The organism is Serratia sp. J2, assembly GCF_046269175.1.
Taxonomy (GTDB): Bacteria; Pseudomonadota; Gammaproteobacteria; order Enterobacterales; family Enterobacteriaceae; genus Chania; species Chania fonticola_C.
The window spans coordinates 237,485-254,482 of record NZ_JBKABN010000001.1 but is presented as its reverse complement, the minus strand read 5'-3'; the positions used below and the strand labels follow the sequence as shown (position 1 = coordinate 254,482).

The window sequence follows — 16,998 nt, the reverse complement described above, 5'->3', positions numbered from 1 at the left end:
TATTTTCTATCGTAAATCGGCATTAGGACTATCTTTATAGCTCAGCCGTATTAACTCGCCCTCCCTGAGTGCGGGCAATCACAACAGCATAGGAGTTGGACCATGCAAATGCGCAAATTGGCGTTATCGTTACTGCTGATCGGGATGGCGAGTAGCGTAGCCCATGCGGAAGAACTGACCGGTACGCTGAAGAAAATCAAAGATAACGGCGTGATTGTTGTTGGCCACCGTGAATCCTCAGTTCCGTTCTCCTACTACGATAATCAGCAGAAAGTTGTGGGTTACTCCCAGGACTATTCCAACCAAATCGTTGATGCCATCAAGAAGAAATTGAACGAGCCTAATCTGCAGGTGAAAATGCTGCCGATCACCTCGCAAAACCGTATTCCACTGTTGCAAAACGGCACCTTCGATTTTGAGTGTGGCTCCACCACCAACAACCTCGAGCGCCAGAAACAGGCGGCATTCTCTAATACCATTTTCGTCGTCGGTACCCGTCTGCTGGTCAAGAAAGGCTCCGACATCAAAGACTTTAAAGATCTGGCCGGTAAGGCCGTGGTCGTCACTTCAGGCACCACTTCCGAAGTGTTGCTCAACAAGCTGAACGACAAAGATCAGATGAAAATGCGCATCATCAGTGCCAAAGACCACGGTGATTCCTTCCGCACTCTGGAAAGTGGCCGTGCGGTGGCGTTTATGATGGATGATGCCCTGCTGGCAGGCGAACGCGCCAAGGCCAAACAGCCGGATCAGTGGGAAATCATTGCCACTCCGCAGTCTAAAGAAGCCTACGGCTGCATGATGCGTAAAGACGATCCACAGTTCAAAAAGCTGGTGGATGAAACTATCGCTCAAGCTCAAACCTCTGGCCAGGCTGCCAAATGGTTTGAGGTCTGGTTCAAACAGCCAATCCCACCAAAAAACCTCAACATGAACTTCGATCTGTCTGACGACATGAAGCAGTTGTTTAAAGAGCCGAACGACAAAGCACTGAACTAATCTAAAAAGATCAAGCCAGCCCAGCTGGCTGTTGTAGATGACCGTAACAGGACAGACAGGTATGCGGGGGGCCGTTCCCCTCCCGCATTCTTTCCTAAACACGACTCAGGGCACACCAAAAAGCCAGCCTGACTGGCGTGCGCCACGACTGAACGGTCATCAAGTTGTAAGGTGTTCTGCACCTGTTTAACGGAGTTCGTTATGTCAATAGATTGGAACTGGGGTATCTTTCTGCAGCAGGCCCCGTTTGGGAATACCACCTACCTGGGCTGGATCTGGTCCGGCTTTCAGGTTACGGTCGCCCTCTCCGTCTGTGCATGGATTATTGCCTTCTTTGTCGGTTCACTGTTCGGTATTTTGCGTACCGTACCCAACCGTTTTCTCTCCTCACTAGGTACCTGTTACGTCGAACTGTTCCGTAACGTGCCGCTAATCGTGCAATTTTTTACCTGGTATCTGGTGATGCCGGAGCTGCTGCCAGCCGATATCGGCATGTGGTTCAAGAGCGAGCTCGATCCCAACGTACAATTCTTTGTTTCTTCCATGCTGTGCCTTGGGTTGTTTACCGCCGCACGCGTTTGTGAACAGGTACGTGCTGCAATCCAATCCCTGCCACGCGGCCAACAGGCGGCCGGGCTGGCAATGGGCCTGACGCTGCCACAAACCTATCGCTACGTGCTGCTCCCCAACGCCTATCGGGTGATCGTTCCGCCGATGACCTCGGAAATGCTCAACCTGGTAAAAAACTCCGCCATCGCCTCAACCATCGGGCTGGTGGATATGGCCGCTCAGGCCGGGAAGCTGCTGGATTACTCCGCACACGCCTATGAATCCTTTACTGCCATCACCCTCGCCTATGTCGCTATCAACGCCGTCATCATGCTGTTTATGCGTATTGTCGAGAAGAAAGTGCAGTTACCTGGCCATATGGGGAGTAAATAATGTACCAATTTGATTGGGGATCGATTGTCCCAAGCTTCCCGTATCTGCTGCAAGGGCTGGTCGTCACGCTGAAAATCACCGTGACGGCTATTGTATTCGGTATCCTCTGGGGCACCGTTTTGGCGGTGATGCGCCTGTCGCCGATCAAGCCGATCAGCTGGTTTGCGGCGCTGTACGTCAACCTGTTCCGCTCCGTACCGCTGGTGATGGTGCTGCTGTGGTTCTATCTGGTGGTTCCAAGCTTATTACAACAAGTTCTTGGGCTGTCACCGAAAACCGATATTCGCCTTATCTCGGCTATGGTAGCCTTTTCGCTGTTTGAAGCCGCCTACTACTCGGAAATTATCCGGGCAGGCATTGAAAGCGTCTCGCGCGGTCAGTCCTCTGCCTCGCTGGCGTTGGGCATGACCCAGTGGCAATCGATGCGGCTGGTGATCCTGCCGCAGGCGTTCCGCGCCATGGTGCCGCTGCTGCTGACCCAGGGGATCGTGTTGTTCCAGGATACCTCGCTGGTGTACGTACTTAGCCTGGCCGACTTCTTCCGCACCGCTTCAACCATTGGTGAGCGTGACGGTACGCAGGTGGAAATGATCCTGTTCGCCGGTTTGGTCTATTTTGTTATCAGTCTCGCCGCCTCGGCGCTGGTAAGCTATTTGAAGAAAAGGACGGTTTGATGATATCCCTGAAAAATGTTTCTAAGTGGTACGGTCACTTTCAGGTTCTGACCGACTGCACCACCGAAGTCAAAAAAGGCGAAGTGGTGGTGGTCTGCGGTCCTTCCGGCTCAGGCAAATCAACCCTGATTAAAACCGTCAACGGGCTTGAGCCGATCCAGAAAGGCGATATCGAGGTTAACGGTATTCAGGTCAACAACAAGAGCACCAACCTGGCGCAACTACGCTCCAAAGTGGGGATGGTGTTCCAGCATTTTGAACTGTTCCCTCACCTGTCGATCATTGAAAACCTGACGCTGGCGCAGGTAAAAGTCCTCAAGCGCGACAAGGCTGCCTCACGCGATAAAGCCCTGAAACTGCTGGAGCGCGTGGGTCTGTCGGCACATGCCGAAAAGTTCCCTGGGCAGCTCTCTGGTGGCCAGCAGCAGCGCGTGGCGATTGCTCGTGCGCTGTGTATGGATCCGATCGCCATGCTGTTTGATGAGCCCACCTCGGCGCTCGATCCGGAAATGATCAACGAAGTGCTGGACGTGATGGTCAAGCTGGCGCAGGAAGGGATGACCATGATGGTGGTGACCCACGAAATGGGCTTTGCCCGTAAGGTGGCCCACCGGGTGATCTTTATGGATGAGGGGAAGATCGTGGAAGACACCAATAAAGATGACTTCTTCAACAACCCACAGTCAGAACGTGCCAAAGACTTCCTGGCCAAAATCCTGCATTGATGTACCAGATGCGCCCTGACCCCAGGGCGCATCAATAGTGCTTGTTTCTGCCATCATTTCCCCCGATCCTCAGAGTCCCCACCATGAACTGTAAGTTGCGGCTTGCAAGACTGTGGGTAAAACAATAACGCTGAAGGAGAAAGTGATGTCCCGCCCTATTATTATCGATTGTGATCCAGGTCTTGATGACGCTATTGCCCTTGCCATGGCACTACGCGCCCCTACGTTAGATGTTAAAGCCGTCACCACTTCCGCCGGTAACCAAACACCGCAAAAAACCCTGCATAACGCCCTTGGACTGCTGACGCTGATGCAACGGCAAGATGTTCTGGTCGCTGGCGGTGCCGCCAAGCCCTTGATGCGCGATCTGGTCATTGCCGATTACGTGCACGGTGACACCGGTATGGGCAACACCCATCTGCCAGTACCGGATTTTCAGCCAGTAAAGCAAACTGCGGTCGAGTTGATTGCCGATCTGCTGCGTACCAGCCCAGAGCCGATTACGCTGGTGGTAACCGGCCCGATGACCAATATTGCCTTGCTGCTGTCACAGCACGCAGAGCTGAAAAGCAAGATTGAACGCATCGTGTTTATGGGCGGTGGGCTGAATGCAGGCAACACCACGCCGGTGGCCGAATTCAATATCTACGTCGATCCGGAAGCGGCCGAAATCGTGCTGCAATCCGGCGTGCCGCTGACCATGGCCGGGTTGAACGTCACCCATCAGGCATTGGTGTTACCGCAGGATATCGAACGCATCCGCAGCATTAATAATCCGGTAGCGGCAGCGGTAGCCAGCATGCTCGATTTCTACCTGCCGTTGTATCTTAGCCACCCGCGCGGCCTGCCGGGAGCCGCCATGCACGACCCTTGCACCATCGCCTGGCTGCTGGCCCCGGAGCTGTTTGAAAGCCGTGAGCTGTGGGTGGGTGTGGAGACCCAGGGCCAATACACCGTGGGCATGACGGTAGTGGATGAGTTTGGCCAAAACGGTAAACCGGCCAACGTCGAGGTGTTGACCCATATCAACCGCCAGGGCTTTATCGATCTGATGGTCGAGTGCGTTTCACGTTATTAAATTACCCCTCACCCTAACCCTCTCCCACAGGGAGAGGGAACCGATCGAGCGGGCCTGAAAATACGGTGACGCACCTTGGATGAGAGTACTCGTTGATTTTTCTGCGTAATTCCTTTATTCCCAACTTCCCGAAGCAGCACGAACCAACCAAGCGCTCCAGACAGATCCCCCCAGCACCTGAAAACAACTCCGAACCCGCTTTTTACCGCTACGCCGAAGCCTCTGATAGGTGGGGATTATGCAGGTTAGCCGACCGTTGAGCGCAAGGATGCGCGATTGCGAGCCCCCATGGACGGGTTTACGGCGTGTCGGCGTTCTGCATAATCCCCATCTGTAACATCCATCGTCACAGCTATTTAACCTAACATCTCTGCCAATATATCAAGGCTCAAACGGCCGGCGTTGGAACTGATCGTGGCCGCACTTCGGGCACAAAGGCAGCACTTCCGGGGTATAGAAAGCCAGATGGTGATGGCATTTCTCACACACCAGATTGCCCAGCCCGACCACCTCACCGCTGTGGTAGACGCCATGATGGCTGACATCTTTAAACACCTCACGCCACTCCAGCTGGGTTTTATCGGTGATATCCGCCAGTTCCTGCCACAGGCTTTCCTTAATTACGCGCATAAACACGCTGTCGGTGAATTCCTCCCGGCTCTCCTCATAACTGCGGGCGAACTCTTCCAGATCGCGGCGCACCGCCCGGGTCAACTGCTCCACTTCCGTACGGCTGAGTTCCTCCACCTCGTTCAAACGTTTCTCAGCGCTGGCGACCAATTGGTCAATGTCACGCTCACCGTTCTTTAAACGTTCCGTCAGCGACGTCACCAACTCGCGGTAATACTGAGCAACCTTGTTCATAGCTTCTCCTCGATGAACTACTGCGACAGGACTTCTCCCCTCAAACTACTCGTTATTATTTTAGTCGTAAATCACTGATGTGGCTTGGCTAGGTGAGGTTTTGGCAGATTGTTAGTCACATCATGGCACAGATATTTTTTTAATACGTCGAGTCGGGCCGCTTGGTGTTGTTGCTGGCGGGTCTTATCAGCTATGCTATGCAGATCTATAGATACTCACAGAATGCTACGGATGTAGCTGTTACACACCTACAGGACCATCGGCCGCCATGCAAGAGCAATACCGCCCCGAAGAGATAGAATCGAACGTACAGCTTCACTGGCAAGAGAAGCAAACTTTCAAGGTTACCGAAGACGCCAGCAAGGAAAAGTATTACTGCCTATCCATGCTGCCATACCCTTCTGGTCGTCTGCACATGGGTCATGTTCGGAACTACACCATTGGCGACGTGATCTCCCGCTACCAGCGTATGCTGGGCAAAAACGTGCTGCAGCCAATTGGCTGGGATGCGTTTGGCCTGCCAGCCGAAGGCGCGGCGGTAAAAAACAAAACCGCACCGGCCCCTTGGACCTACGACAACATCGAATATATGAAGAACCAGCTGAAATTGCTGGGCTTCGGCTATGACTGGGACCGTGAGATCGCCACCTGCGATCCTGACTACTACCGTTGGGAACAGTGGTTCTTCACCAAGCTGTACGAAAAAGGCATGGTCTACAAGAAGACCTCGGCGGTGAACTGGTGCCCACACGATCTGACCGTGCTGGCCAACGAACAGGTTATCGACGGCTGCTGCTGGCGCTGTGATACCAAGGTTGAGCGTAAAGAGATCCCACAGTGGTTTATTAAAATCACTGATTACGCCGATCAACTGCTCAACGATCTGGACACGCTGGAAAGCTGGCCAGAGCAGGTGAAAACCATGCAGCGCAACTGGATTGGCCGTTCCGAAGGGGTAGAAATCACCTTCGACGTTGCCGACAGCGCTGAGAAAGTCACCGTTTACACCACCCGCCCAGACACCTTTATGGGTGCGACCTATGTCGCCGTTGCCGCTGGTCACCCGCTGGCACAGCAGGGCGCGGTCAATAACCCGGCGCTGACAGACTTCATCGACGAATGCCGCAACACCAAGGTTGCCGAAGCCGAAATGGCCACCATGGAGAAGAAAGGCATGGCCACCGGTCTGTTTGCCATTCATCCGTTGAGCGGAGAGAAGCTGCCAATCTGGGTCGCCAACTTCGTTCTGATGGAATACGGCACCGGCGCGGTAATGGCCGTCCCTGGCCACGATCAGCGTGACTGGGAATTCGCCACCAAATACGATCTGCAGATCAAACCGGTCATTTTGAACCTGGACGGCAGCAAGCCAGACGTCAGCGCCGAAGCGATGACCGAAAAAGGCACCCTGTTCAACTCCGGCGAATTCGACGGCCTGGATCACCTGGCAGGCTTTAACGCCATCGCCGACAAGCTGGTGGCCAAAGGCGTCGGCCAGCGCAAGGTGAACTACCGTCTGCGCGACTGGGGCGTTTCCCGTCAGCGCTACTGGGGTGCTCCAATCCCAATGGTCACCCTGGAAGACGGCACCGTCATGCCAACGCCAGAAGACCAACTGCCGGTGATCCTGCCGGAAGATGTGGTGATGGACGGCATTACCAGCCCGATCAAAGCCGATCCCGAGTGGGCAAAAACCACCGTTAACGGCCAGCCGGCGCTGCGTGAAACCGACACCTTCGACACCTTTATGGAGTCTTCCTGGTACTACGCTCGCTACACCTGCCCGCAGTACGATAAAGGCATGCTGGATCCGGCTGCAGCCAACTACTGGCTGCCGGTCGATCAATATGTTGGCGGGATCGAACACGCCATCATGCACCTGATGTATTTCCGCTTCTTCCACAAGCTGATGCGCGACGCTGGCCTGGTCGATTCAGACGAGCCTGCCAAACGCCTGCTGTGCCAGGGCATGGTGTTGGCCGATGCCTTCTACTACACCGGCACCAGCGGCGAACGCGTCTGGGTATCCCCGGTTGATGCCACCGTCGAACGTGACGAGAAAGGTCGTATTGTCAAAGCAACCGATCCTGAAGGCCGTGAACTGGTCTATGCTGGCATGAGCAAAATGTCGAAGTCGAAGAACAACGGCATCGACCCTCAGGTGATGGTAGAGAAATACGGCGCGGATACCGTGCGTCTGTTTATGATGTTTGCTTCCCCGGCAGAAATGACGCTGGAATGGCAAGAATCTGGCGTTGAAGGGGCAAACCGCTTCCTCAAGCGCGTCTGGAAACTGGCCTACGATCACGTTGAGCAAGGGGCGGTTCAGCCACTGAACGTCAGCGAGCTCAATGAAGATCAGAAAGCCCTGCGCCGCGACGTGCATAAAACCATCGCCAAAGTGACCGACGATATCGGCCGCCGCCAGACCTTCAACACCGCCATCGCCGCCGTGATGGAGCTGATGAACAAGCTGGGCCGTGCGCCGCAGGAAAGTGAACAGGATCGCGCGCTGCTGCAAGAGGCTTTGCTGGCCGTGGTACGTATGCTGTATCCGTTCACACCACACGTCTGTTTCACCCTTTGGCAGGCATTGAACGCCGAAGGCGACGTAGACACTGCGCCATGGCCGGTGGCTGACGAAGCTGCCATGGTGGAAGACTCCAAACTGGTGGTGGTACAGGTTAACGGCAAGGTACGGGCAAAAGTCACCGTGCCAGCCGATGCCACCGAAGAACAAGTGCGTGAGCGCGCCGCCCAGGAGCATCTGGTGGCCAAATATCTGGAAGGGGTCACGGTACGTAAAGTGATCTATGTTCCAGGCAAATTGCTTAACCTGGTTGTGGGTTAACACAAGGAGGCTTTGTGCGACTTCGTATTCTGACGTTGTTGCTGGGGTTGGTGGTGCTTGTCACCGCCGGCTGCGGTTTTCATCTGCGTGGCACCGCGCAGGTGCCCACAGAATTGCATACGCTGATCCTGGACAGCTACGATCCCTTTGGCCCACTGACCCGTGCCGTGCGCGAGCAATTGCGTCTAAGCGGGGCTACCGTGGTCAAATACGATCCGGCCCACAAGGAAGTCCCGTCACTGCGCATCGTCAATTCGACGCAAAGCCAGGATACGGTTTCGATCTTCCAGGATGGTAAAACCGCGGAGTATCAATTGGTGATGACGGTGCAGGCTCAGGTGCTGATCCCAGGCCATGACATTTACCCAATCAACGTCAAAGTGTTCCGTTCATTCTTTGATAACCCGTTGACTGCGTTGGCCAAAGACTCCGAGCAGGACATCATTATGCAGGAAATGCGTGAGCAGGCTGCCCAGCAAATTCTGCGTAAAATGCTGGCGGTGCACGCGGCGGTGCTGGAAACGCAAGAAAAAGCCGCTATCGCCGGTAAAAAAGCGGCCAGTACCGCAGCACAATGATCCGTCTTTATCCTGAACAACTTGCCGCGCAGCTCCGAGAGGGGCTGCGCGCTTGTTATTTATTGAGCGGAAACGAACCCTTGTTGCTGCAGGAAAGCCAGGATCTGATCCGTCAGGCCGCCCAACAGCAACAGTTCACCGAGCATTACAGCATTTCCCTGGATGTCCATACCGACTGGGATGCCATCTTCAGCATCTGCCAGGCTATGAGCCTGTTTGCCAGCCGGCAAACCCTGTTGCTGATTTTCCCCGAGAACGGCCCAACGGCCCCGATCGGTGAGCAACTGGTCAAGCTGGCCGCATTGCTGCATGACGATATCCTGTTGGTACTGCGCGGCCCGCGCCTGACCAAAGCCCAGGAGAACAGCGCCTGGTTCAAGGCACTCAGCGCCAATGGCGTCATGGTCAGTTGCCAAACGCCGGAACAGGCACAGCTGCCGCGCTGGGTCGCCCAGCGAGCCAAATCCATGCAGCTGGATCTCGATGACGCAGCCAATCAACTACTGTGTTACTGCTATGAAGGCAACCTGCTGGCACTTTCGCAGGCGTTGGAACGGCTATCGCTGCTGCACCCCGATGGTAAACTGACGCTGCCCCGCGTAGAGCAGGCGGTTAACGATGCTGCCCACTTCAGCCCGTTCCATTGGCTGGATGCCCTGCTGGCAGGCAAGAGCAAACGTGCCTGGCATATCTTGCGGCAGCTCCAGCAAGAGGATGTCGAGCCGGTGATCTTGCTGCGTACCCTGCAACGGGAACTGCTGATGTTGCTGAACCTGCAACGTCGCATGGCGCACACCCCGCTACGTACGCTATTCGATCAACTCAAGGTCTGGCAAAACCGCCGCAGCCTGATCACTCAGGCTCTGCAACGTCTGTCAGGTCAACAATTGCGCCAGGCAGTGCATCTGTTGGCGCAAATTGAGCTCACCCTCAAGAAAGACTACGGCCAGTCGGTTTGGCCAGAGCTGGAAACCCTGTCGATGCTGCTTTGCGGCAAACCTCTGGCCACGAGTATCACCGATGCCTACTAGCCCGCAACATCCACATACCCTGCACGCCTTTTTCGGTGGCACCTTTGACCCAATCCACTACGGCCATCTGCGCCCGGTGGCAGCCTTGGCTGAAGAAGTCGGCCTTGATAAGGTCACATTGTTGCCCAACCATGTGCCTCCCCATCGGCCACAGCCGGAAGCTAACGCGCAGCAGCGGCTAACCATGGTTGAGCTGGCGATTGCCGGTAACCCGTTGTTTACCGTGGACGATCGTGAATTGCACCGCACCACCGCGTCCTACACCATCGAGACTTTCGAAACGATTCGTAAAGAACGTGGCGCCGCAGCGCCTCTGGCGTTTATTATTGGCCAGGATTCGCTGCTGAGCCTGCACAAATGGCATCGCTGGCAAGACCTGTTGCATTTCTGCCACCTTCTGGTGCTGGCGCGCCCTGGTTACAACCAGCAGATGGATACGCCAGAGCTGCAACGCTGGCTGGAACAACACCAGATCGCCGATGCCACCCTGCTCAGCCGCCAGCCGCACGGGTTTATCTACCTGGCAGATACCCCTTTACTGGAGATATCCGCCACCGAGATACGCCAGCGCCGTCACCAAGGCATCAGCTGTGACGATTTACTGCCGCGCCCGGTGCAGCGTTATATCGAGTTACAGGGTTTATATCGATAGGCCGCATGCTATACTGCGCCGCTATTTTTCAGGTATCCGCTGAAAACCCCAAGGATCTTGGCTAGCTGGGCAAAACCAGCAGGCTTTCAGCGGCATCCTGCCGAAACCATCACGATTCAGGCCAGTGACTTTGGGCAGTTGCCCTCAGCTTCCTGATGAACAGAACAACCCGAGGGGGAACCTTTGCAAGGTAAAGCGCTCCAAGATTTCGTTATCGATAAAATTGATGACATGAAAGGTCAAGATATTGTCGCTCTGGATGTTCAGGGCAAATCCAGCATCACCGACTGCATGATCATCTGTACCGGCACCTCAAGCCGCCATGTGATGTCAATTGCCGAACACGTCGTGCAAGAAGCCCGCGATGCCGGTATGGAACTGTATGGTATGAAAGGCCAGGCCGTTTCCGACTGGGTAGTGGTCGATCTGGGCGAAGTGATTGTGCACGTGATGCAAGAAGAAAGTCGCCAATTGTACGAACTGGAAAAGCTCTGGGGTTAAGCGGTGAAACTGCAATTGGTTGCAGTCGGCACCAAAATGCCCGACTGGGTGCAGACCGGCTTTATGGATTACCTGCATCGCTTTCCAAAAGATATGCCGTTTGAGCTGACCGAGATCCCGGCGGGCAAACGCGGCAAGAATGCGGATATCAAACGCATTCTGGAAAAGGAAGGCGAGCAGATGCTGGCAGCGGTGGGCAAAGGTAACCGCATCGTTACATTGGATATCCCAGGCACTCCGTGGGAAACGCCCCAGTTGGCACAACAGCTCGAGCGCTGGAAACAAGATGGCCGCAACGTCAGCCTGTTGATTGGCGGCCCTGAGGGGCTGGCTCCGGCCTGTAAAGCCGCCGCTGAGCAAAGCTGGTCGCTTTCCCCGTTAACGTTACCGCATCCTTTAGTGCGTGTTTTGGTGGCAGAGAGCCTCTACCGCGCCTGGAGTATTACTACAAATCATCCTTACCACCGGGAGTAACCTGTGGTGACAGTAACAGAGTGAAAAAAAGCAGCGGGATGAAAATAGAACGTAACCCTTTTCGCGACTATACGGCCGAGTCCGCCCTGTTTGTACGCCGCGCCGTGGTGGCGTTTTTTATCATTCTGGTGCTGACAGGCATCCTGATTGCCAATCTGTATAATCTGCAAATCGTGCGTTTTGAAGATTACCGCACCCGCTCCAATGAAAACCGCATCAAGCTGCTGCCTATCGCCCCCAGCCGCGGCATTATTTACGATCGCAACGGCACACCGCTGGCGCTTAACCGCACCATTTACCAATTGGAACTGATGCCGGAGAAGGTGGACGATCTGAAAGCCACGCTGGAGGCCTTGCGCCCGGTGGTCGATCTCACCGACGACGATATCGCCAACTTTGAAAAAGAGCGCAAGCGCTCGCGCCGTTTCGTCTCGATCCCGGTGAAAACTCCACTGACCGAAGTGCAGGTGGCCCGTTTTGCCGTCAATCAATTCCGCTTCCCCGGCGCGGAAGTCAAAGGCTATCAACGCCGCTATTATCCTTACGGGTCTGCCCTCACCCACGTGATCGGTTACGTGTCGAAAATTAACGACCGCGACCTCGAGCGCCTGGACAAAGACGGCCAGCTACGCAACTATGCCGCTACCCATGATATCGGCAAGCTGGGTATCGAACGTTATTATGAAGATGTCCTGCATGGCAAAACCGGCTATGAAGAGGTTGAAGTCAACAACCGTGGCCGGGTGATCCGCCAATTGCATGAGCAACCACCTTCCGCCGGTAAAGACGTTTATCTGACGCTTGATCTCAACCTGCAACGCTATATCGAGCAGTTGCTGGTGGGCAGCCGTGCCGCCGTGGTGGTCAGCGATCCGCGTACCGGGGGAATTCTGGCGATGGTTTCCAACCCTAGCTACGATCCGAACCTGTTTGTTGATGGCATCTCCAACAAGGATTACCAGGGGCTGCTCAACGATCCGAATCGCCCACTGATCAACCGCGCCACCCAAGGGGTGTACCCACCGGCCTCCACGGTTAAACCCTATATTGCCGTCTCCGCTCTCAGTGCCGGGGTGATCACCAAAAATACCGTCGTGTTCGATCCGGGCTGGTGGCAGTTGCCAGGCTCTGAAAAACGCTTCCGTGACTGGAAAAAATGGGGGCATGGCCGCCTCAACGTCACCAAAGCGCTGGAGGAGTCTGCGGACACCTACTTCTATCAGGTAGCGTACGATATGGGGATCGATCGCCTGTCGACCTGGCTGACCAAATTCGGTTACGGCGAATATACCGGTATCGATCTTTCCGAAGAACGTTCCGGCCTGATGCCAACACGCGACTGGAAATTCAAACGTTACAAGAAACCGTGGTATCAGGGCGACACCATTCCGGTGGGCATCGGCCAAGGCTACTGGACCGCTACGCCGATCCAGATGTCCAAGGCGCTGAACACCCTGATTAACGACGGCAACGTCAAAGATCCGCATCTGTTGCAAAGCACCAAGATCAACGGCGTACTGGTGCCGTTCAAGCAAAAAGAGAGCAAACAGATCGGCGATATCCATTCAGGCTTCTGGGAAATAGCCAAAGACGGCATGTACGGCGTTGCCAACCGGCCTAACGGCACGGCACGCAAGTTCTTTGAAAAGACACCGTATAAAGCCGCGGCAAAATCGGGTACCGCGCAGGTATTCGGTTATGAAACCTATAACGCCCACAAACTCGCTGAGCACCTGCGGGACCATAAATTGATGACAGCCTTTGCCCCGTTTGATAACCCAACGGTTTCGGTGGCCATCATTCTGGAAAACGGCGGTTCAGGCCCGGCGGTAGGCACCATTACCCGTCAGATCCTCGACCACATCCTGTTGGGCGACAACAATACGCAATTACCGGATGCAGTACCGCTGCCGCCAGGTATAGAAGGTGATTAAGGTAGAACATGACTGAAAGCCAACAAAAGGGCTCTATCTGGACCAAAATCCATATCGATCCCACATTCCTGTTGTTTATTCTGGCCTTGCTGGTCTACAGCGCCTTCGTGATGTGGAGCGCCAGCGGCCAGGATATGGGCATGATGGAACGCAAGATCGGCCAAATCCTGATGGGGTTGATCGTGATGGGCGTGATGGCACAAATCCCGCCACGGGTTTATGAAAGCTGGGCACCCTACCTGTATATTTTCTGCGTAATCTTGCTGATCCTGGTGGACGCTTTTGGCCAAATCAGTAAAGGGGCACAGCGCTGGCTGGATCTGGGCTTTGTGCGCTTCCAGCCTTCGGAAATCGCCAAGATCGCCGTGCCGCTGATGGTCGCACGCTTTATGAATCGTGACGTGTGCCCACCTTCGCTGAAGAATACCGGCATCGCGCTGGTGCTGATCTTCATGCCCACCTTGCTGGTTGCCGCACAGCCCGATCTGGGCACCTCGATCCTGATCGCCGCCTCCGGCCTGTTTGTGCTGTTCCTGTCGGGAATGAGCTGGAAGCTGATCGCCGTGGCTGCCGTGGCGTTGGCCGCCTTTATCCCGGTGTTGTGGTTCTTCCTGATGCACGGCTATCAGCGTGACCGCGTGATGATGCTGCTCGATCCGGAAAGCGATCCGTTAGGGGCTGGCTACCATATTATTCAGTCAAAAATCGCCATCGGTTCTGGCGGCCTGTCGGGCAAGGGCTGGCTGCATGGTACCCAGTCCCAACTGGAATTCCTGCCGGAACGCCACACCGACTTTATCTTCGCGGTGCTGGCGGAAGAGCTTGGTCTGATCGGCGTACTGGTGCTGCTCGCGCTGTATCTGCTGGTGATTATCCGCGGGCTGATGATCGCCGCACGGGCACAGACCACCTTTGGCCGCGTGATGGTCGGTGGGCTGATGCTGATCCTGTTCGTCTATGTGTTTGTTAACATTGGTATGGTCAGTGGTATTTTACCGGTAGTTGGCGTACCTTTGCCTTTGGTCAGCTACGGGGGGTCGGCGCTGATCGTACTCATGGCTGGGTTCGGCATCGTGATGTCGATCCACACGCATCGGAAAATGTTGTCTAAAAATCTATAAGAGGTGTGCAATGCGTAAGGAATGGCTTTGGGTCGGCGCGGTTGCTGCTGCGGTATTACTTTCCGCCTGTACCACGACGGAAGAAACACAGGCTCCGGTGCAACAAGCCTACAATGGGCCGGTGACCGAAATCGGCGGCGTGGAGCCTCACTATGAACCCTATAACCCTGGCACTCTGCAGGATTATAAGGTTAATGGCGACACTTATCGTATCGTGCAAGATCCGCAGAACTTCTCGCAAACCGGCCTGGCGGCCTGGTACGGCGAAGAGGCCAATGGCAATACTACCGCTATTGGTGAGCAGTTCGATCCCAATGCGCTGACCGCTGCGCATCCTACCTTGCCTATCCCAAGCTATGTACGCGTCACCAACCTGGCCAATGGCCGTCAACTGGTGGTACGCGTGAACGATCGCGGCCCTTATACCTCAGGCCGGATTATCGATCTGTCCAAAGCTGCCGCCGATCGCCTCAACCTGTCCAACAATACCAAGGTGAAGGTCGACTTTATCAAGGTAGCTCCAGACGGCACATTGAGCGGCCCAGGCACCGTGGGTACCGTCGTCGCCAAACAGAGCTACGCCCTGCCTCCGCGCCCGGATCTGAGCTCTGGCGGCGGGATGGACACGCAGATGCAGCAATCGGCACCGGTTGCCGCCCCTGCCGCTCAAGCGATTGATAACGGCAACATGAACTACAACGACAGCAGCGCTACTCCTGCTGCCTCCACTGGCCGTAGCGGTGGTTTCCTTGGGGCGCCGCAGCCGTTAGCCCCTGGCGTATTGGAAGGGACAGAACCTCAGCCGGCCATCAGCGCGCCCACTGCGGCCCCAGTTGTGGCCACCGCAGCCGCAGCCAGTGCCAGCGGTAGCTATGTCGTACAGGTAGGTGCCCTGAGTAATGCCGAGCGTGCGCAAAGCTGGCAACAACAGCTGAGCCAGCAGTTCGGCGTTCCCGGTAAGGTCGCCGCCAATGGCGCCGTCTACCGCGTGCAGCTTGGCCCGTTCAGCAACCGTCAACAGGCGGTACAACTGCAGCAGCGCCTGGCCAATGAGGCACAACAACAGTCCTTTATCACTGCCGCACCCTAGTCGTGAAACTCGGTAGGCCGATGCCGCCGACAGCAGGTCATTGACTTATCTGAAACATTTTCTTTCAGGTAAATCTGTGTAAACCCCCTACTGTCGGCCGAATGGCTAATGCCTGCCGGGGCCCCGTCTGCTATAGTGTGACTCGTTTTTTAACTTAACTTTTACGGATGTTGTAGTCCCGATCATGAAACAGGTAACCTCTTTTCGCTTAATCAAAAGCCTCACGCTTGGCACCGCCATCGCGCTCAGCGCAGCGTCCGTTGCCCACGCAGACGACGTTAATATTAAAACCATGATCCCAGGTGTGCCGCAGATTGATGCCGAGGCTTACATCCTGATTGATTACAACTCCGGTAAAGTGTTGGCGGAATCGAACGCCGACGCACGCCGCGACCCTGCCAGCCTGACCAAAATGATGACCAGCTACGTCATCGGCCAGGCGCTGAAATCCGGCAAAATTGGCCAGGACGATTTGGTTACCGTGGGTCAGGACGCCTGGGCTACCGGCAACCCGGTGTTCAAAGGTTCCTCGCTGATGTTCCTCAAGCCAGGCGACCGCGTGCCGGTTTCCAAGCTGACTCGTGGTATCAACCTGCAATCCGGTAACGATGCCTGTGTCGCCATGGCGGACTACGTCGCGGGTAGCCAGGACGCGTTCGTTAACCTGATGAATACCTACGTAAAACAGCTCGGCCTGCAAAATACCCACTTCCAAACCGTGCATGGCCTGGATGCGGAAGGCCAGTTCAGCTCGGCGCGTGATATGGCGTTGATCGGCCAGGCGCTGATCCGCGATGTGCCAGACGAATACGCTATCTATAAAGAAAAAGAGTTCACCTTCAACAATATCCGGCAGTTGAACCGTAACGGTCTGCTGTGGGATACCAGCCTGAACGTCGATGGGATTAAAACCGGCCACACCAACTCGGCGGGTTATAACCTGGTGGCTTCAGCGACGGAAGGCCAGATGCGTCTGATCTCCGCCGTGCTGGGTGGCCGTACCTACAAAGGCCGTGAAACCGAAAGCAAAAAACTGCTGACCTGGGGCTTCCGCTTCTTTGAAACCGTCGCGCCGCTGAAAGCAGGTAAAGAGTTCGCTTCTGAACCCGTTTGGTTCGGCGATGCCGATCGCGTCGAACTGGGCGTAGATAAAGATGCCTACCTGACCATCCCACGTGGCCGGATGAAAGATTTGAAAGCCAGCTACGTACTGAATACCCCGGAAATTCATGCTCCGCTGGCCAAAAACCAGGTGGTTGGTACCATCAATTTCCAACTGGACGGCAAAACCATCGATCAGCGCCCACTGGTGGTGCTGAACGAAGTGAAAGAAGGTGGCTTCTTTGGCCGCATCGTGGATTATATCCGCCTGATGTTCCATCACTGGTTCGGCTAGCCCTTGAATCGGCTGAGTTCGGCCCCATATAACAATTAACACTAACTCCCGCCCAGGCGGGAGTTATAATTTAGAGATACGCCACAGC

16 protein-coding genes are annotated in these 16,998 nt (G+C 55.3%); 15 read left to right on the top strand and 1 reads right to left on the bottom strand.

All coding sequences use genetic code 11. From position 1 onward, the window contains the following. The first annotated feature begins 102 nt into the window (after positions 1 to 102). The 5 genes from ACKWMY_RS01235 (at position 103) to rihA (ending at position 4,418) form a co-directional block, all read left to right on the top strand. The gene (locus tag ACKWMY_RS01235; protein ID WP_024531235.1) at positions 103 to 999 is read left to right on the top strand and encodes an amino acid ABC transporter substrate-binding protein; all 897 of its coding nucleotides are present in this window, start codon (positions 103 to 105) and stop codon (positions 997 to 999) included. Positions 1,000 to 1,200: 201 nt separating this feature from the next. Further along, on the top strand, positions 1,201 to 1,941 hold the full coding sequence (locus ACKWMY_RS01230; RefSeq protein WP_021179996.1) for an amino acid ABC transporter permease: 741 nt from the start codon (positions 1,201 to 1,203) through the stop codon (positions 1,939 to 1,941). Beyond that, positions 1,941 to 2,615, top strand: a complete 675-nt coding sequence (gltK, locus tag ACKWMY_RS01225) for a glutamate/aspartate ABC transporter permease GltK (protein ID WP_021805327.1) — start codon at positions 1,941 to 1,943, stop codon at positions 2,613 to 2,615. The genes ACKWMY_RS01230 and gltK overlap by 1 nt, the downstream gene beginning before the upstream one ends. Beyond that, a complete protein-coding gene (locus ACKWMY_RS01220) occupies positions 2,615 to 3,340 on the top strand; it encodes an amino acid ABC transporter ATP-binding protein (protein WP_021179998.1) in 726 nt (241 codons plus the stop codon). The genes gltK and ACKWMY_RS01220 overlap by 1 nt, the downstream gene beginning before the upstream one ends. A 145-nt stretch (positions 3,341 to 3,485) precedes the next feature. Continuing rightward, the gene (rihA, locus tag ACKWMY_RS01215) at positions 3,486 to 4,418 is read left to right on the top strand and encodes a pyrimidine-specific ribonucleoside hydrolase RihA (protein ID WP_024531236.1); all 933 of its coding nucleotides are present in this window, start codon (positions 3,486 to 3,488) and stop codon (positions 4,416 to 4,418) included. Between the two features lie 381 nt (positions 4,419 to 4,799). On the opposite strand, the gene ACKWMY_RS01210 is transcribed toward rihA, so the two are convergent. Further along, positions 4,800 to 5,282: a zinc ribbon-containing protein gene (locus tag ACKWMY_RS01210; protein ID WP_024531309.1), complete on the bottom strand. Its 483-nt coding sequence runs from the start codon at positions 5,280 to 5,282 to the stop codon at positions 4,800 to 4,802. Positions 5,283 to 5,550: 268 nt separating this feature from the next. Here ACKWMY_RS01210 and leuS point away from each other — a divergent pair, with 268 nt between their 5' ends. The 10 genes from leuS to dacA all read left to right on the top strand — a co-directional run bounded on the left by leuS (position 5,551) and on the right by dacA (position 16,910). Further along, entirely contained in the window at positions 5,551 to 8,133 is a 2,583-nt protein-coding gene (gene leuS, locus ACKWMY_RS01205; protein WP_065686404.1) for a leucine--tRNA ligase, read from the top strand. Between the two features lie 14 nt (positions 8,134 to 8,147). After that, positions 8,148 to 8,711 (top strand): LPS assembly lipoprotein LptE, encoded by a 564-nt coding sequence (lptE, locus tag ACKWMY_RS01200; RefSeq protein WP_409485775.1) that lies wholly within the window; start codon positions 8,148 to 8,150, stop codon positions 8,709 to 8,711. Beyond that, the gene (gene holA / locus ACKWMY_RS01195; protein WP_074027921.1) at positions 8,708 to 9,742 is read left to right on the top strand and encodes a DNA polymerase III subunit delta; all 1,035 of its coding nucleotides are present in this window, start codon (positions 8,708 to 8,710) and stop codon (positions 9,740 to 9,742) included. Before lptE ends, holA begins: the two co-directional genes overlap by 4 nt. Continuing rightward, the gene (gene nadD, locus ACKWMY_RS01190) at positions 9,732 to 10,394 is read left to right on the top strand and encodes a nicotinate-nucleotide adenylyltransferase (RefSeq protein ID WP_024531305.1); all 663 of its coding nucleotides are present in this window, start codon (positions 9,732 to 9,734) and stop codon (positions 10,392 to 10,394) included. Before holA ends, nadD begins: the two co-directional genes overlap by 11 nt. Before the next feature lie 183 nt (positions 10,395 to 10,577). Beyond that, complete coding sequence (gene rsfS / locus ACKWMY_RS01185) at positions 10,578 to 10,895, top strand: ribosome silencing factor (RefSeq protein WP_021180005.1); 318 nt, start codon at positions 10,578 to 10,580, stop codon at positions 10,893 to 10,895. A gap of 3 nt (positions 10,896 to 10,898) precedes the next feature. Then, positions 10,899 to 11,369 carry a 23S rRNA (pseudouridine(1915)-N(3))-methyltransferase RlmH gene (gene rlmH / locus ACKWMY_RS01180; RefSeq protein WP_004949595.1) on the top strand — a complete coding sequence of 157 codons (471 nt, stop codon included), beginning with the start codon at positions 10,899 to 10,901 and terminating at the stop codon, positions 11,367 to 11,369. Positions 11,370 to 11,407: 38 nt separating this feature from the next. Beyond that, positions 11,408 to 13,303: a peptidoglycan DD-transpeptidase MrdA gene (mrdA, locus tag ACKWMY_RS01175; protein ID WP_024531304.1), complete on the top strand. Its 1,896-nt coding sequence runs from the start codon at positions 11,408 to 11,410 to the stop codon at positions 13,301 to 13,303. An 8-nt stretch (positions 13,304 to 13,311) separates the two neighbouring features. Then, positions 13,312 to 14,424 (top strand): peptidoglycan glycosyltransferase MrdB, encoded by a 1,113-nt coding sequence (mrdB, locus tag ACKWMY_RS01170; RefSeq protein WP_024531303.1) that lies wholly within the window; start codon positions 13,312 to 13,314, stop codon positions 14,422 to 14,424. Positions 14,425 to 14,434: 10 nt separating this feature from the next. After that, on the top strand, positions 14,435 to 15,514 hold the full coding sequence (gene rlpA, locus ACKWMY_RS01165; RefSeq protein WP_309047030.1) for an endolytic peptidoglycan transglycosylase RlpA: 1,080 nt from the start codon (positions 14,435 to 14,437) through the stop codon (positions 15,512 to 15,514). Positions 15,515 to 15,698: 184 nt separating this feature from the next. Then, a complete protein-coding gene (gene dacA, locus ACKWMY_RS01160) occupies positions 15,699 to 16,910 on the top strand; it encodes a D-alanyl-D-alanine carboxypeptidase DacA (RefSeq protein WP_021180009.1) in 1,212 nt (403 codons plus the stop codon). The last annotated feature ends 88 nt before the right edge of the window (positions 16,911 to 16,998 follow it).

Excerpts from the sequence above, each read along its gene's own strand:
- ACKWMY_RS01235 (WP_024531235.1), top strand. The coding sequence starts at position 103 with ATGCAAATGCGCAAATTGGCGTTATCGTTACTGCTGATCGGGATGGCG.
- ACKWMY_RS01230 (WP_021179996.1), top strand. The coding sequence starts at position 1,201 with ATGTCAATAGATTGGAACTGGGGTATCTTTCTGCAGCAGGCCCCGTTT.
- gltK (WP_021805327.1), top strand. The coding sequence starts at position 1,941 with ATGTACCAATTTGATTGGGGATCGATTGTCCCAAGCTTCCCGTATCTG.
- ACKWMY_RS01220 (WP_021179998.1), top strand. The coding sequence starts at position 2,615 with ATGATATCCCTGAAAAATGTTTCTAAGTGGTACGGTCACTTTCAGGTT.
- rihA (WP_024531236.1), top strand. The coding sequence starts at position 3,486 with ATGTCCCGCCCTATTATTATCGATTGTGATCCAGGTCTTGATGACGCT.
- ACKWMY_RS01210 (WP_024531309.1), bottom strand. The coding sequence starts at position 5,282 with ATGAACAAGGTTGCTCAGTATTACCGCGAGTTGGTGACGTCGCTGACG.
- leuS (WP_065686404.1), top strand. The coding sequence starts at position 5,551 with ATGCAAGAGCAATACCGCCCCGAAGAGATAGAATCGAACGTACAGCTT.
- holA (WP_074027921.1), top strand. The coding sequence starts at position 8,708 with ATGATCCGTCTTTATCCTGAACAACTTGCCGCGCAGCTCCGAGAGGGG.
- nadD (WP_024531305.1), top strand. The coding sequence starts at position 9,732 with ATGCCTACTAGCCCGCAACATCCACATACCCTGCACGCCTTTTTCGGT.
- mrdA (WP_024531304.1), top strand. The coding sequence starts at position 11,408 with ATGAAAATAGAACGTAACCCTTTTCGCGACTATACGGCCGAGTCCGCC.
- mrdB (WP_024531303.1), top strand. The coding sequence starts at position 13,312 with ATGACTGAAAGCCAACAAAAGGGCTCTATCTGGACCAAAATCCATATC.
- rlpA (WP_309047030.1), top strand. The coding sequence starts at position 14,435 with ATGCGTAAGGAATGGCTTTGGGTCGGCGCGGTTGCTGCTGCGGTATTA.
- dacA (WP_021180009.1), top strand. The coding sequence starts at position 15,699 with ATGAAACAGGTAACCTCTTTTCGCTTAATCAAAAGCCTCACGCTTGGC.